Here is a 13,423-nt window from a genome sequence, read left to right as displayed (position 1 = left end):
ACTACCGGCTCGCTTGAGCCGTTCCGCCAAGCGCTCAACAGTCGGCTTATCCCCCACGATTAATGTCTTCATCCACGACTCCTTGAGGTTCGTGGGCTGACATCATATCTAATCTATTGAACGCAAATTGATATGAGCGCCAGTCGTGATGTGAAGGCCGCCAAAGGATTCTTTCGCAAGGCGCTGAAGACTCAAGGACGACCTCCTGTGAGCATCACGCTGGACGGCTACGCAGCGTCGCACCGCGCGGTGCGCGAACTGCCTGCGCAGAACCCCAGATGGAAGGACACGCGGCTGCGATCGTCGAAGTACCTGAATAATCGCATAGAGCAAGACCATCGGAACGTGAAGTCGCGTATCAAGCCCATGCTCGGCTTCAAAGTCTTCGAGCAAGCAGCGGTGACGATAGCCGGCGTGGAGTTGCTGCATCGCATTCGCAAAGGTCAATTCAATCTCGGACGTCTGCGTCTGAAAGGCCAATCTGCGCCCGCCATCTGGAACGCGGTGCTTTCGGCATGAGCGGCACAATGCATTCCCGGAGTCGTTCGGGCGCACGGAAAATTTGCACCAGAACCGGCAGATCCGCGCCCTGCGCGAGCCCGAAGGCCGCCACCGCGCCGCGGTAACGCGTCTGCGCCAGCACGTTGGCCAGCGTGTGGCTGCCCACCGAGTCGATCGCACCGGCCCAGCGTTCCTTGGCGATCGGGGCACCTGGCTCTGACAGCGTGCGGCGGTCGATGACCTCGGCCGCACCCAGCTCGCGCAGGTAGTCCGTCTCTTCCAATCGGCCGGTCGAGGCGACCACCCGATACCCCAGCTTGGACAACAAGGCGATCGCGATGGAGCCCGCGCCGCCGCCCGCACCGGTAACCAGCACGTCGCCTTGGTCCCGGGTCACGCCGGCATGCTCCAGCGCAAGCACCGACAGCATCGCGGTGTACCCCGCCGTGCCGACGGCCATGGCATCGCGCGTCGAAAAAACGTCGGGCAGTTTGACCAGCCAGTCCCCATTGACGCGCGCCTTCTGCGCCAAACCTCCATGGTGGGTTTGGCTCAGGCCCCATCCGTTGGCGACAACGCGGTCGCCCACCGCGAACCCTGCGTGCGAAGAGGCTTGCACGACACCCGAGAAATCGATGCCCGGAATCAGCGGGAACTGGCGAATCACAGGCGCGTGGCCGCTGACCGCCATCGCGTCCTTGTAGTTCACCGTCGAATAGTCGATCGCAACGGTGACGTCGCCCGGCATCAGGTCGGCCTCGTCGAAGTCGACCAGGGCGGTGGAAATCACATCGCCCGTCTTGGTGGTCAGCAGTGCCTTGAATGTCATGGTCATGTCTCCTTTTGGGTCACGGGTTTCATAGGTCCAGGGGCAAAAAAGGCCGGATGAAAACGCAATCCGCCGCTGGAGCGAGATGCTCCCGCATCGGCACCACCGCTCCGATCCACCGTGATGATGGTCGCCGAAGCACGCTCGTGCGTGGCCTGCCTGGCTCGGTTTGCGAATCRTTTGACATAGCGTTTCATCAGTGATGAGGTTCTCAATCGCGAGCCTTCCGCGCTCAACCGCGCGCCCGCAGGCGCCGCGTGCGAAAGGTGCCCCAACCGCTGTTGAGAGCAGCCTTCAAGAACGCTGACAGCCCTTTCTCGTCGGGACGTGGCTCGCTCCCTCTTGCAATGCGCTTGAGCTGGCGCGTGTACCAAAGCACTTCCATGATCCCCATGCGATCGACAGCCTTGAAGCCGGTATGGATGGGACGCACCTGCTGCAGGCTGTCGCGCCCTTGAAGCAAGGCAGCGGGCGCGTCCGGATCGATCGCCAGCAGTCGCGCCAGGCCTATCAGATCCAGCGCGCCGGAGCGCAGGGCAGCATTCATGCCGGCCGCTGTGCGGAAACCGCCGGTGACCATCAGCGGCACCTTCACTGCGGCGCGCACCTTCTCGGCGAATTCGAGGAAGTACGCCTCGCGGGCCGCGGTGGAAGCTTTCTTCGCTTCCTGCATCGCACCGCTCATGGCGGGTGCCTCATAGGTGCCGCCGGAGATTTCGATCAGGTCGATGCCCACATCGGCCAGCGCGCGGATCGTCTCGATCGATTCTTCTTCGGTGAAGCCCCCACGCTGAAAGTCGGCCGAGTTGAGCTTGATTCCCACGGGGAAGTCGGCGCCTACATGGCGGCGGATTTCCGCGTAGACGGCCAGCACGAAGCGCCGCCGCTTCTCGGGACTGCCGCCCCATTCGTCGCTGCGGCGGTTGTGATGCGGAGACAGGAACTGGTTAACCAGATAACCGTGCGCCCCGTGGATTTCCACGCCGCTGAACCCGGCCTTCTTGCAGATGGCCGCACTGCGCCCGAAGCGCTCGATGATGTCCTGGATCTCGGACGTGGTGGCTTCGCGCGGGGTCTCGAAGAATGTCGCCATGTCCTCGCGGAAAGGAACGGCCGAGGGAGCGAGGTTGTAAGCATTCAACCCCTTGCTCGATTGTTTGCCTGGATGGTTGAGCTGTGCCCAGATGGCCGTCCCTTGCCCGGTCACCGCCTGGGCCCACTGCCGCAAGACAGGCACGTCCGCCTCGTCCTCGATCACCACGTTGCCGGGCTCGCCCAGTGCGCGGCGGTCGATCATCACGTTGCCCGTCATGATCAGTCCCAGGCCCGACGCAGCCCACCGTCGGTACAGCCGAATCAACTCCGGCGTGGGACGATTGTCATAGGTGCCCAAGGTCTCGCTCATGGCAGCTTTGGCAAGGCGATTTCGAAAGACGGCACCATTAGGCAGCAGCAAGGGCTGATTGAGCAAGTTGGAATCAGATGTGGACGCGTTGCGCATGTGGAGTGCCCTGCAGATGGGGTGAAGTGGATGGCGAATTCGCCGGGATGTGGGCCATGGCATGTTCGGTCAGCGCGGCGATGGTCAGGCTCGGGTTCACGCCAAGATTGGCGCTGAGCATGGAGCCGTCGCAGATCAGCATGTTCTGATAGCCGAAGACGCGGCTTTGGAAGTTCATCACGCCGCGCTCTGGGGCGTCCGCCATTGCGCAGCCGCCCATGCAGTGGGCAGTCGTCGGAATATTGAACAGAATTTCGGTCAACAAGGTCACGGGGATGCCACCCAGTGCTTTCGCGCCTTTCTCCAGGAACGCATTGGCTTCGGGTATGAAGGTGGGAATCGGGTCGCCATTGCTGCACAACCGCTTGCCAAAGGGCCAGTACCACCGGCGCTTGAACTGCATATCGATGAAGGAATCCACCGTTTGCATCACCACGAACAGGACGGTCTGACGGGCAAATCCTATCGGGTTGTGCACCCGCATCGCACGGATGGGATGTGTCAGAAGCGTGAGCAGCCACGTGAGAATCCGATGCCATCCGGCACGACCGCCGCTCAGGAGGGTCATCATCAGGCCTGTCGCGTCCGATCCCTCCGGGTACCGCACCGCCCCGATGTGGGTGCGCGCGTCGATGTAGACGCCTGCGCCGCCGGCTACGCCGGCCGACATGCTCTTGTCCTTGGAGGGGAAGCGAACACCGACGAGCGACTCGGCGTTGGTACGTACACGTTTTCCGAGGTCGTCACTGATGCGAGGCAACGAGCCGCTGTTCTTGAGCTGAAACAGCAATTCCATCGTGCCCAATGAAGAAGCGGCAAACACCACGCCGCGACAGCGGAAGCTGCGTCTTTGTTTGTCGAACCACGCCGTCGAGCGCTCTGTGAAGACTTCGTAGCCGTCGCTGCCGTCTTCTTTGCCGTTGAGTGGACGCACGTCCACCACCTTGGTTTCGGCAAATACTTGTGCCCCCCGTTTTTCGGCCAAGTAGAGATAGTTCTTGTCGAGCGTGTTCTTGGCGTTGTGCTTGCAGCCGACCATGCAGCCACCGCAACCGATGCATGTCCCGCGCTCCGGGCCCTCGCCACCGAAGTAAGGGTCGGCGTAAGTCCGTCCACCCGGCTCGCCCTTGGGAGCAAAGAAGGTCGCAACACGGCCGTTGTGGAATGCGTGTCCCACGTCTTGCTGCTCGGCCATCTTCTTGAGTCGAAGATCCGCTTCTCCCAGCATCTTGTTTTCGGTGACTCCCAGCATCTTTTCCGCGATCGCATAGTAGCGGGGCATGACGCGTTTCCAGTCCTGAAGTCTTGCCCAAGAGCCCTCTTCCCACACCGTTTCTGGTGGAACCAGCAAGGCATTGGCATAGGTGATGGAACCGCCACCGACCGCGTTGCCGCTGAGAACCATGACGTGACGAAACAAACGCATGCTGTAGAAGCCATGCATCTTCAGCGCTGGCAGCCACAGCCAGCGCCGGGCATCCCAGTTGGTCGTGGGAAAGTCATGCGCAGTCCATCGTTTGCCCATCTCGATGACGCCCACCGAGTAACCCTTCTCGACCAGACGCAAGGCCGACACGCTGCCGCCGAAACCCGACCCGATCACGATGTAGTCGAAGTCATAGGGCTCGCTCGTCTTTTCCTGACCTAAGGTGCGCATGTCTTGTCTCCATTCTTCTGTGTAATTTTTGTGGCGCTGACGCTGACGGTACGGGGACTCTTCCGGGCGATCCCGGAGTTAGCGCAGCCGGGCCTGGGAGAACTCAGAAAGCGGTGCGGTCGTAAGGGGAGACGACCTTCGGCGGCTGCAGGAATGCGGTCAAGCCCTGGAACCACATCACCTCCTGGAAATCGCCGCTGATGGTCAAGTCCTTGCTGCCCAGGCCCCTCAGGAAGGCGGCCTGGCTGTCCTTGGCGGAAAGGATCGCGAAGCCCTTTGCGGCATCGGTGAAGTTCAGGGTGAACTGYGGATTCACCGCGAGGCCGGCCGAGGATCGGATCGCGCCATCGCGGATGGCGTAGTGGCGGCCGATGCCGGATGCAGTGCGGATCTGAAACACTAAACTCTTGCCGGCGACGTAGCGCGCACAGTCGGGGTTGTTCTTGATCTGTCGTTTCAGGAGCTGCGTGAACGCCCACAGCAGGAACTTGAACTTGAGCATGGGGAGGGTCTTCTGGATGCTGGATCGTGGATGGGGGTCGATGCGTGCCGGGGCCGTCACTCGCTCAGAAATCGCACCGCGTGATGCAGAAAGCGCTGCGGGCACTGGAACTGCGCACCGTGGCCGCAGTCGGGGTAGATGAACAACTGCGCGTTCGGCAGGTTGCGGGCCATGTAGAACGAGTTGACGGTCGGGATCATTACGTCGTTCACGCCGTTGAGGATGAAGGTGGGCTGCTGGATGCTGCGCAGGTWGGCGAAAGGATCGTCTTCCGACAGCCTAGGCAGGTACAGCATGTTGGCCTCGATCTGCGCCTTGGCAACCTCTTGTGACGACGGCGGGTCTTGGTCGACGCGCTGATGACGCCGCTGCCAGAATTCGCGCGCGGCCTGCTCGGCTTGCGCCGATCGACCAAAGAACAAGTACACGAAGTCTTCGAAGATGGGCGCCGGCCGTGGGGCCGTGGTCAGCACTTGCGGCTCCATGTCCGGGTTGCCGCCGCGCGGGCCGGTGCCCAGCAGCATCAGTTTGCGCACCAGCTCGGGATGACGCCAGGTCAGGTCCAGCGCTTGGAAGCCGCCCAGCGAGAAGCCCAGAACATCGGTTTTCTGCAAACCCAGCGCGCGAACGAAGGCGGCTGCGTCATCGGCCATGTCCTCGATGCGGGTGCGCGGCTGGCCGCTGGACGAAGCGACGCCACGGCCGTTGTAGAGGATGACTTCGCGGCCTTCGGCAAGACCATCGGTCATCAACGGGTCCCAGTGGTCCATGCCGCCGCGGAAGTGCTGCAGGAGCAACAGGGGCGGCTGCTCGGAATCAGGGTTGCCCCAGCGGCGGTAAGCGAATCGCGTACCGTCGACATCCGCGAAGCGTGTGGGCGTGGTGGTATGGGTGTCGGTCATGTGCTTGACTGTTGAGGGGTCGGTTCAGGGGGCGGGTCTGGTTGCAGGGACTTCGCGGAGTCACTGGGCGAGAAATGCCAGCGCTTTGGGCACGAAGTCCTCGTGGTACTGAAACACCCCTCCATGGCCAGCATCGGGGTAGATGACCAACTGGCTGTTCGGCAGGCGCTTGGCGAGGTCATACGAATTGCTGGTCGGAACCATCCGATCGTCATCGCCATTGGCCACGAGAACGGGTTGCTTGATCACCGAGAGATCGGCCGGACGCTTCTGCCCCCACGCACTGAGCGCCTGAAGCTGCGCCACGTAGGCACCGATGCTGATGTCCTTGTCGCGGTTCTTGGTGCGCTCTTGCAAGCGTTTCAAGAAGACCTCTCCAGCGTCGATGCCATTTGGCGTGCGCGTGAAGAAGAGATACTGCTTCGGATCTTGGCCGGTGAAGGTCGCGCGGAGCAGGTCGTAGTTCGCCACGCCCGCCACCGTGCTGATACCCGGGCCACCCGCGGGCCCTGTGCCAGCCAGGATCAGTTTGCGCACCAGATCAGGCTCCTTCAGCACAATCTCCTGCGCGATCATTCCTCCCATCGAGAAGCCGAAGAGATCGACCTGTTTGAATCCCTTGGCCTTGACGAAAGCGATGGCGTCGTCCGCCATTTGTTCGATCGTGTTCGCAGGCGTGCCCGTGGATGCACCGACGCCACGATTGTCGAACGCGACCACGTGATGCTTTGCGGCAAACCCATCAACAACTCGTGGGTCCCAGTTGTCCAGGACGGCGGCCAGGTGAACGAGGAACACCACCGGAGTGCCGCCGTTGTGTTGCCCGAGTTCACGGTACGCGAAGTCCGCGCCAGCGGCGGACACGCTCTGCGTAGGCGCGTCCCTCCACTTCGTCCCCTGCGGCGTGGCCGCAATCGCATCGCTGGCCGCAGCCAACGGTGAAACAAGCGCCGCGGACAGCGCAAGGAGGTAGAAAATGGCTTTCAGCAAATACGGCATGGCGTGACTTTCGAATAAGACAGAAGTGGCAACGGTCAGGCTTGTGGCCGATAGCGCTCGGCCGCGTGTGCCTGTCGAATGTCCGACAGCAGCCCTTGACGCGCGCCATCCAGTGCATCCCAGCGCGCAGCCACGTGCAGCGGCGGCATCGTCACCAGTTCGCGACGGTCGAAGCCGACCAGTGCTGCATCGACCAGTTCATCCACATCCATCAAGTTAGAAAGCGTGTTGACGTCGATGCCGGCACGCTCCCAGATCTCGGTGCGTGTTCCAGCAGGCAAAACGGCCTGCACGTAGACGCCCTTGGGCGACAACTCCAGCTGCAAGCCTTGCGACAGGAACAGCACGAAAGCCTTGGTGGCGCCGTAGACCGTCATGCCGAACTCGGGTGCCAAACCCACCACCGAGCCGATGTTGACGATCGCGCCCGTGCCGGACTGCACGAAGCGCGGCGCCACTGCGGCCGCGAGCCGCGCCAGTGCCGTGGTGTTGAGCGTGATCAGGCGTTCGATGCTCTCGCCGGTCTGCTGCACGAAGCCGCCCGACTGGGCCATGCCGGCGTTGTTGATCAGCACGCCGATGCGGGCGTCGTCACGCAGGCGGGTTTCGAGCGCGGCCAGGTCGGCAGGCTGGGTCAGGTCGGCCTGCAGCACTTCGACGGCCACACCGCTGGCCTCACGCAGGCGCGAGGCCAGGGTGTCCAGGCGCGTCTTGTCGCGTGCGACCAGCACGAGGTCGTGGCCACGGCGCGAGAAGCGCTCCGCGTAGGTGGCGCCGATGCCGCTGGAGGCGCCGGTGATGAGGACGGTTGGAAGCGTGGTCATGGGTAATTTCCTTTGCAAGGATTGTTTTGACGGGGGTGCCAAGCAGGGGCGGACTTCAGCTGGAGAGGGTTGGGTAGTCGATGTAGCCCGCAGCGCCGCCGCCGTAGAGCGTGGCCGGATTGATCTGCGCCAGCGTTGCGCCGGTCTTCAGGCGTTCGACCAGATCGGGGTTGCTGATGAACGGACGACCGAAGGCGAACAGGTCCGCGTTACCTTCGTTGAGCTCGGCGGTCGCCAATTGCAGGCTGTAGCCGTTGTTCGCCAAGTAGGTCTGCTTGAACCGACGGCGCAGCGCGTCGTAGTCGAACGGGGCCACGTCGCGYGGGCCACCCGTCGCACCTTCGACCACGTGCAGGTAGACGACGCCCAGCGTGCTCAGTTGCTCGGCAACGTAGTCGTACTGCGGCTGCGGATCGCTGCTGGAGATACCACCCGCGGGTGACACGGGCGAGATGCGCACGCCGGTGCGCTCGGCACCAATTTCCTTGACCACGGCCGCGACGACTTCCAGCAACAGGCGCGCGCGCTTCTCGATCGAGCCGCCATAAGCGTCGGTGCGCTGGTTAGCCCCGTCCTTGATGAACTGCTCCAGCAGATAGCCGTTGGCACCGTGGATCTCCACGCCATCGAAGCCAGCGACGATGGCATTGGCCGCGGCTTGACGGAAGTCATCCACGATGCGCGGCAGTTCGTCGAGTTCCAGGGCGCGGGGCTCGGACACGTCGGCAAATCCGTTGTTGACAAAGACCTTGGTCGCCGCCCGGATCGCAGAGGGCGCGACCGGTGCCGCGCCGCCAGGCTGAACGTCGACATGCGAGACGCGCCCCACATGCCAGAGCTGCACGAAGATGCGCCCACCCTTGGCATGCACGGCGTCGGTCACCTTGCGCCAGCCGGCAATTTGCTCGGGCGTGTACAGGCCGGGGGTGTCCTGGTAGCCCTGCGCCTGGGCCGACACCTGGGTGGCCTCGGTGATGATCAGGCCCGCCGACGCGCGCTGGGCGTAATAGGTCGCGGTCAGTTCGCTGGGCACCAGTCCGGCGCCCGCACGGTTGCGGGTCAGCGGCGCCATGACGATGCGATTGGCGAGCGTCAGGCCACCCGCGGCATACGGTTCAAAGAGCGTTTTCTCGGTCATGTTGTTTCAGTTTCCTGTGTGGATGATCTTTAATGATGACGATCATCATCTTAACTGTCAAGACTTTGATTACGATTGACATCAATGTATAGTGAAGTCCCTTATGCGGCATCAACCTACCGTGGAAGCGAAATGAAAGTCACCAAGGCACAGGCGCAAGCCAACCGGGCACGCGTTGTCGAGACGGCGTCCACACTGTTTCGCGAGCGCGGCTACGATGGGGTTGGGGTTGCCGATCTGATGGCCGCCGCTGGCTTCACTCACGGCGGCTTCTACAAGCACTTCCGCTCCAAGACTGACCTGATGGCGGAATCAGCAGCCTGCGGCATCGCGCAGACCATAGCGCTCACGGCTAGCGTGGACACCTCGGAGTTCGTGCGGCATTACCTCTCGCGCGAACACCGCGACACCCGCGCGGCCGGCTGCACCATGGCCGCGCTGGGCGGAGATGCCGCGCGTCAGCCGGAAGCGGTCCGGGCGACGTTTGCGGCCGGCATCGAGAGCCTGCTGGCGGCACTGCGGCCCGAGGACGCTTCGCCGGACGATGCAGAGGCAGGCCAGGCGCGAGCCAGGTCCCTCGACATACTGGCGCACGTGGTCGGCGCCATCGTCATGTCGCGCGCCTGCCCTGACGATTCGCCCTTGGCCGACGAATTTCTGGCGGCTTGCCGCGATGAGATTCGCGCGTCGCTGACTCCGGCCGTGAGCCCCTCTGCGACGGCGTGCGCACCTGCGCGCAAGCGCGGCACGGATTGACCTCTCGCGTTCAGCGAACGACCGATCCCCAGAACGCCATCAGCGCCAGCGCCAAGCTCGCCGCCAGGACGATGCAGAAGGCCAGGTAGGCAGGCACCGCCAGCGCGGAAGCAACGCCGATGGTGAGGGCCGCGCAGCCCATTTGCAGAAAACCAAGCAGGGCCGAGGCGGCGCCCGCTTGCCGTCCGAACGGCTGCAGCGTGATCGCGGTGCCCAGCGGATTGATCAAGCCCATCCCCAGCAGGAATACGGTCAGTGCCGCCGAGAAGTAGTAGGCATTGGCATCCTGCGGGCCGACCAGCAGGGCGATTCCGCCTGCGAAAGCGACGACGATCCCGGCTCGGGCCGTCCGTGTCATTCCCCACCGATGCGCCAGCCGCGGCGCCAGCAAACCGGCGCCAAACACCACGAAGACGGTGGACGCGAAGAACAGCGCCAGGCCGAACGGCGAGAAGCCGAAGCCTTCCATCAGTAGCGCCGGGGCCATCGCGAAGAACATGAACAGGGACCCGATGACCAGGCTCACCGACAGCGCAGGTGCGATGAATCGGCGGTCGAGCAGCAGTTGCCCATAGGTGCGCGCCACGGCCGAGATGGAGAGTGCCACGCGCCGGTCGGCATGATGCGTCTCGCCAAGGCGGAGCACGTAGAGGAAGCCCAGCAGCACCGCGAGCAGGCCCACCACCCAGAAGGTCGCCCGCCAGCCTAGCAAGCTGTTGAACGCGCCACCCAGCATCGGAGAGAAGCCGGGTGCCGCGGATGTGGCCACCATGATCAGTGAGAGCGAGCGGGCGAGCGCCTCCCCCTCGAACAGGTCGCGCGCGATGGCGCGCGACAACACGGACGTGGCACACACACCCAACGCCTGCACGATACGGCCGACGATGAGTTGGGGCAGGTCGCTCGCCAGCGCGCAGACGGCGCTGCCCGCAACGAATGTGAGCAGGCCGCACAGCACCAACGGCCGGCGGCCGAACCGGTCCGACAGAGGGCCGACGAAGAGTTGGCCTACGGCAAACGCCAAGAAAAATGTGCCGAGCGTTGCACTCAGATCCTTCAACGAAGTGCCGAGGTCGGTCCCCATCGCCGGAAAGGCAGGCAGGATGATGTTGGTGGCAAGCGATCCCAGCGCGGCTAGGCTTGCCAGCAACAGCAACAGCTCGCCCGCCAACGCTCTTTGCGGGTCACGCGGCGTCGGCATCGTCATTGAGGCATTCGATACAGGCATCCAGCAGCTCATGCAGCGCGGCTACGCGTTCCTTTCCCAAGCGCTCGTTGAGCGCCGTTTGCGCCGCCTTCCAAGCGTGCTGTCCTTCGGCGCGCTTTGCATGGCCGGCCGCGGTCGTTTCAACCCGCCGGCTCCGCCCATCCTCGCCCGCGCCGACCGTCAGCCACCCCTGGGCCGCGAGTGGTTGCAGATTGCGCGTCAGCGTGGAGGCATCCATTTGCATTCGCCGGGCGAGATCGCTCGGGCGGATCGGGCCGAGTTTGACGACGTGGGAAAGCAGTGCGTACTGAGTGTTCCTCAAGCCGACTTCGGAGACGTAACGGTCGTAGTGCCGCGTCACCATACGACCGAGCTGGCGCAGCTTTAGGTTCGTGCAGCCCCGTGGATCGATGACATTTTTCATGTGATAATTGTATATGCAATACTTGCATATGCAGGTCTATGCGAGAAAGGAACTTTCAATGACGGCAGATCAGGTTATCGAGTCTTGGAGAGCGGACGAACTCAGGGTGCGCGCCCGCTTGCGAGAAGCCGGTACGGCCCCCCAGGCACAGGTCGCCGGGCTCTCGGGCATGCAGATCTTCGAGGCGATCTTTGCCGGCGAACTTCCACCGCCGCCGATCGGCGACACGCTCGACTTCGTGCCGATCCACATGGCGCCAGGCGAGGCCGTGTTCCAGGGGCGGCCGCAACGCCGGCACTACAACCCCTTGGGGGCAGTGCACGGCGGCTGGTTCGCGACCCTGCTCGACTCGGCGGTGGGCTGCGCGGTTCACGCCACACTGCCTGCGGGCAGAGGCTTCACCACGTTGGAACTCAAGGTGAACATGGTGCGCCCCCTCAACGACGGCGTGCCGCTGGTGCGTGCGGAGGGCAAGGTGATCCATGTAGGGCGCCAGGTTGCTACGGCCGAGGGTCGCATAGTCGGCCCCGACGGCAAGCTGTTCGCCCATGCGACCACGACCTGCCTGATCTTCGACCAACCAGCACTCGCTTCAAGGAGCACTCATGATCAAGCCTGAAATCGTCCTGTGTGCGCCGGTGCGCACCCCCATCGGCAGCTACGGCGGTGCGCTGAAGGACACCCCCGCGACCGTGCTAGGTGCGGCCGTGGTGCGCGAAACCCTCCGCCGCGCCGAGTTGGCGCCCGAAGCCATCGAGACCGTGGTGCTGGGCCATGTGATCCAGGCCGGAACCAAGATGAACCCCGCCCGCCAGGCTGCGATCGGTGGTGGCCTGCCGGTGCAGGTGCCCGCGTTGACCGTGAACCGCGTCTGCGGCTCGGGCGCGCAGGCCATCGCCAGCGCTGCGCTGGAGGTGGCTGCGGGCTACGCCAAGGCGGTCATCGCCGGTGGCATGGAGAACATGGATCAGGCGCCGTACCTGGTGCCCGGCGGGCGCTGGGGCAATCGAATGGGCGACGCCGCGATGCTTGACAGCATGCTGCGCGACGGCCTCAACGATGCTTTCAGCGGACAGCACTCGGGCTGGCATACCGAAGATCTGGTCAGCCAATACGGCGTCTCCCGAGAGGATCAGGACCGCTGGGCGGCGCGCTCGCAGCAGCGTTTCAGCGCCGCGCAGGCGGCAGGCAAGTTCGATGAGGAGATCGTCGCGATCGAACTGGCTGGCCGCAAAGGGCTGGTGCGCTTTGAGCGCGACGAAGCTAATCGCCCCGACACGACCATCGAAACCCTTGCCAAGCTCAAGCCCGCTTTCCGCAAGGACGGCACGATCACCGCGGGCAACGCGCCCGGTCTCAACAGCGGTGCGGCCGCGCTGATCGTCGCCGAACGCGGCTTCGCCGAAAAGCACGGCCTTCGGCCTTGGGCCAGGCTGGTCGCGCAGGGCGTGGCTGCCGTGGAGCCGGGCATGTTCGGCATCGGGCCGGTGCCGGCGGTCAAGCTCGCGCTGGAGCGCGCCGGCTGGACGCACGGCGACATCGAGCGCATCGAGATCAACGAGGCCTTCGCCGCGATCACGCTGGCCTGCCTGCGCGAAATGGGCTTGCCTGAAGACATCGTCAACGTCGAGGGCGGCGCCATCGCCCATGGCCACGCCATCGGCGCCACGGGTGCGGTGCTGACCACCCGCCTGCTGCATTCGATGCGCCGCGACGGCCTGAAGCGGGGTGTCGTCACGCTGTGCATCGGTGGCGGCCAGGGCATCGCACTCGCGCTCGAAGCGCTCTGATCGGCCAGAGTTCCGACCTTGAGCGGATCCTTTCATCTAGCCTAGGCGAGCAAATCATGAAATACACAGTTTTTGGGGCTCTGGTGCAAACTTTGGCTTCCGGTAGGCTACCGACCATGTGATGTGAAGGGTGAACGTGGCGAAGAAGTTCCATAGCATGGATGAGCTGTTCAAAGGTCGGCACTTTGAGCGCGAGATCATCGTGTTGTGCGTTCGCTGGTACCTGCGCTTCAAGCTGAGCTTTCGTGACCTGGTGGAGATGATGGCTGAGCGTGGCTTGGTCTTGGCCCACACAACGGTCATGCGCTGGGTCCAGCGGTTCGTACCGGAGTTCGAGAAGCGCTGGAATCGATTCGCTCGCAAGGCCGGTCGATCATGGCGTGGCGCGTCGAC

13 protein-coding genes and 2 pseudogenes are annotated in these 13,423 nt (G+C 63.7%); 5 read left to right on the top strand and 10 right to left on the bottom strand.

Annotated elements, in window-relative coordinates; translation table 11 throughout:
* Positions 1 to 132: 132 nt before the first annotated feature.
* Positions 133 to 519: pseudogene (locus AC1DY5_RS19955) on the top strand (DDE-type integrase/transposase/recombinase); the annotation flags it as partial.
* On the opposite strand, the gene AC1DY5_RS19950 reads toward AC1DY5_RS19955, so the two are convergent.
* The 8 genes from AC1DY5_RS19950 to AC1DY5_RS19915 all read right to left on the bottom strand — a co-directional run bounded on the left by AC1DY5_RS19950 (position 449) and on the right by AC1DY5_RS19915 (position 8,853).
* Positions 449 to 1,330: an acrylyl-CoA reductase family protein gene (locus AC1DY5_RS19950; RefSeq protein WP_478114093.1), complete on the bottom strand. Its 882-nt coding sequence runs from the start codon at positions 1,328 to 1,330 to the stop codon at positions 449 to 451. The pseudogene AC1DY5_RS19955 and the gene AC1DY5_RS19950 overlap by 71 nt on opposite strands.
* 232 nt (positions 1,331 to 1,562) lie before the next feature.
* Positions 1,563 to 2,831, bottom strand: a complete 1,269-nt coding sequence (locus AC1DY5_RS19945; protein ID WP_478114091.1) for an NADH:flavin oxidoreductase/NADH oxidase family protein — start codon at positions 2,829 to 2,831, stop codon at positions 1,563 to 1,565.
* Positions 2,809 to 4,488, bottom strand: coding sequence for a GMC oxidoreductase (locus AC1DY5_RS19940; protein WP_478114089.1), 1,680 nt, complete (start codon positions 4,486 to 4,488; stop codon positions 2,809 to 2,811). The genes AC1DY5_RS19945 and AC1DY5_RS19940 overlap by 23 nt, the downstream gene beginning before the upstream one ends.
* Before the next feature lie 103 nt (positions 4,489 to 4,591).
* Entirely contained in the window at positions 4,592 to 4,990 is a 399-nt protein-coding gene (locus tag AC1DY5_RS19935; RefSeq protein WP_478114088.1) for a helicase, read from the bottom strand.
* Positions 4,991 to 5,046: 56 nt separating this feature from the next.
* A complete protein-coding gene (locus tag AC1DY5_RS19930) occupies positions 5,047 to 5,892 on the bottom strand; it encodes an alpha/beta fold hydrolase (protein ID WP_478114086.1) in 846 nt (281 codons plus the stop codon).
* A gap of 60 nt (positions 5,893 to 5,952) precedes the next feature.
* The gene (locus AC1DY5_RS19925) at positions 5,953 to 6,891 is read right to left on the bottom strand and encodes an alpha/beta fold hydrolase (RefSeq protein WP_478114084.1); all 939 of its coding nucleotides are present in this window, start codon (positions 6,889 to 6,891) and stop codon (positions 5,953 to 5,955) included.
* A gap of 35 nt (positions 6,892 to 6,926) precedes the next feature.
* The gene (locus AC1DY5_RS19920) at positions 6,927 to 7,715 is read right to left on the bottom strand and encodes an SDR family NAD(P)-dependent oxidoreductase (protein ID WP_478114082.1); all 789 of its coding nucleotides are present in this window, start codon (positions 7,713 to 7,715) and stop codon (positions 6,927 to 6,929) included.
* A 55-nt stretch (positions 7,716 to 7,770) separates the two neighbouring features.
* Positions 7,771 to 8,853: an alkene reductase gene (locus AC1DY5_RS19915; protein WP_478114080.1), complete on the bottom strand. Its 1,083-nt coding sequence runs from the start codon at positions 8,851 to 8,853 to the stop codon at positions 7,771 to 7,773.
* A gap of 132 nt (positions 8,854 to 8,985) precedes the next feature.
* Between AC1DY5_RS19915 and AC1DY5_RS19910 the strand changes: the two genes are divergently transcribed.
* Positions 8,986 to 9,609, top strand: coding sequence for a TetR/AcrR family transcriptional regulator (locus AC1DY5_RS19910; RefSeq protein ID WP_478114078.1), 624 nt, complete (start codon positions 8,986 to 8,988; stop codon positions 9,607 to 9,609).
* A 10-nt stretch (positions 9,610 to 9,619) separates the two neighbouring features.
* On the opposite strand, the gene AC1DY5_RS19905 is transcribed toward AC1DY5_RS19910, so the two are convergent.
* Both AC1DY5_RS19905 and AC1DY5_RS19900 read right to left on the bottom strand, forming a co-directional pair.
* Positions 9,620 to 10,816 (bottom strand): multidrug effflux MFS transporter, encoded by a 1,197-nt coding sequence (locus AC1DY5_RS19905; protein ID WP_478114076.1) that lies wholly within the window; start codon positions 10,814 to 10,816, stop codon positions 9,620 to 9,622.
* Positions 10,794 to 11,240 (bottom strand): MarR family winged helix-turn-helix transcriptional regulator, encoded by a 447-nt coding sequence (locus AC1DY5_RS19900; protein ID WP_478114074.1) that lies wholly within the window; start codon positions 11,238 to 11,240, stop codon positions 10,794 to 10,796. The genes AC1DY5_RS19905 and AC1DY5_RS19900 overlap by 23 nt, the downstream gene beginning before the upstream one ends.
* Before the next feature lie 58 nt (positions 11,241 to 11,298).
* Here AC1DY5_RS19900 and AC1DY5_RS19895 point away from each other — a divergent pair, with 58 nt between their 5' ends.
* From AC1DY5_RS19895 to AC1DY5_RS19885, 3 genes and pseudogenes are all read left to right on the top strand, one after another.
* Positions 11,299 to 11,859 (top strand): PaaI family thioesterase, encoded by a 561-nt coding sequence (locus AC1DY5_RS19895; RefSeq protein ID WP_478114095.1) that lies wholly within the window; start codon positions 11,299 to 11,301, stop codon positions 11,857 to 11,859.
* Positions 11,846 to 13,030 carry a thiolase family protein gene (locus AC1DY5_RS19890; protein WP_478114072.1) on the top strand — a complete coding sequence of 395 codons (1,185 nt, stop codon included), beginning with the start codon at positions 11,846 to 11,848 and terminating at the stop codon, positions 13,028 to 13,030. The genes AC1DY5_RS19895 and AC1DY5_RS19890 overlap by 14 nt, the downstream gene beginning before the upstream one ends.
* A gap of 157 nt (positions 13,031 to 13,187) precedes the next feature.
* Positions 13,188 to 13,423: pseudogene (locus AC1DY5_RS19885) on the top strand (IS6 family transposase); the annotation flags it as partial.

The organism is Variovorax sp. P4_D9 (genome assembly GCF_056401695.1).
This window is presented reverse-complemented; position numbering and strand designations above follow the sequence as displayed.

Excerpts from the sequence above, each read along its gene's own strand:
- AC1DY5_RS19890 (WP_478114072.1), top strand. The coding sequence starts at position 11,846 with ATGATCAAGCCTGAAATCGTCCTGTGTGCGCCGGTGCGCACCCCCATC.
- AC1DY5_RS19945 (WP_478114091.1), bottom strand. The coding sequence starts at position 2,831 with ATGCGCAACGCGTCCACATCTGATTCCAACTTGCTCAATCAGCCCTTG.
- AC1DY5_RS19920 (WP_478114082.1), bottom strand. The coding sequence starts at position 7,715 with ATGACCACGCTTCCAACCGTCCTCATCACCGGCGCCTCCAGCGGCATC.
- AC1DY5_RS19910 (WP_478114078.1), top strand. The coding sequence starts at position 8,986 with ATGAAAGTCACCAAGGCACAGGCGCAAGCCAACCGGGCACGCGTTGTC.
- AC1DY5_RS19895 (WP_478114095.1), top strand. The coding sequence starts at position 11,299 with ATGACGGCAGATCAGGTTATCGAGTCTTGGAGAGCGGACGAACTCAGG.
- AC1DY5_RS19905 (WP_478114076.1), bottom strand. The coding sequence starts at position 10,816 with ATGACGATGCCGACGCCGCGTGACCCGCAAAGAGCGTTGGCGGGCGAG.
- AC1DY5_RS19925 (WP_478114084.1), bottom strand. The coding sequence starts at position 6,891 with ATGCCGTATTTGCTGAAAGCCATTTTCTACCTCCTTGCGCTGTCCGCG.
- AC1DY5_RS19940 (WP_478114089.1), bottom strand. The coding sequence starts at position 4,488 with ATGCGCACCTTAGGTCAGGAAAAGACGAGCGAGCCCTATGACTTCGAC.
- AC1DY5_RS19950 (WP_478114093.1), bottom strand. The coding sequence starts at position 1,330 with ATGACATTCAAGGCACTGCTGACCACCAAGACGGGCGATGTGATTTCC.
- AC1DY5_RS19900 (WP_478114074.1), bottom strand. The coding sequence starts at position 11,240 with ATGAAAAATGTCATCGATCCACGGGGCTGCACGAACCTAAAGCTGCGC.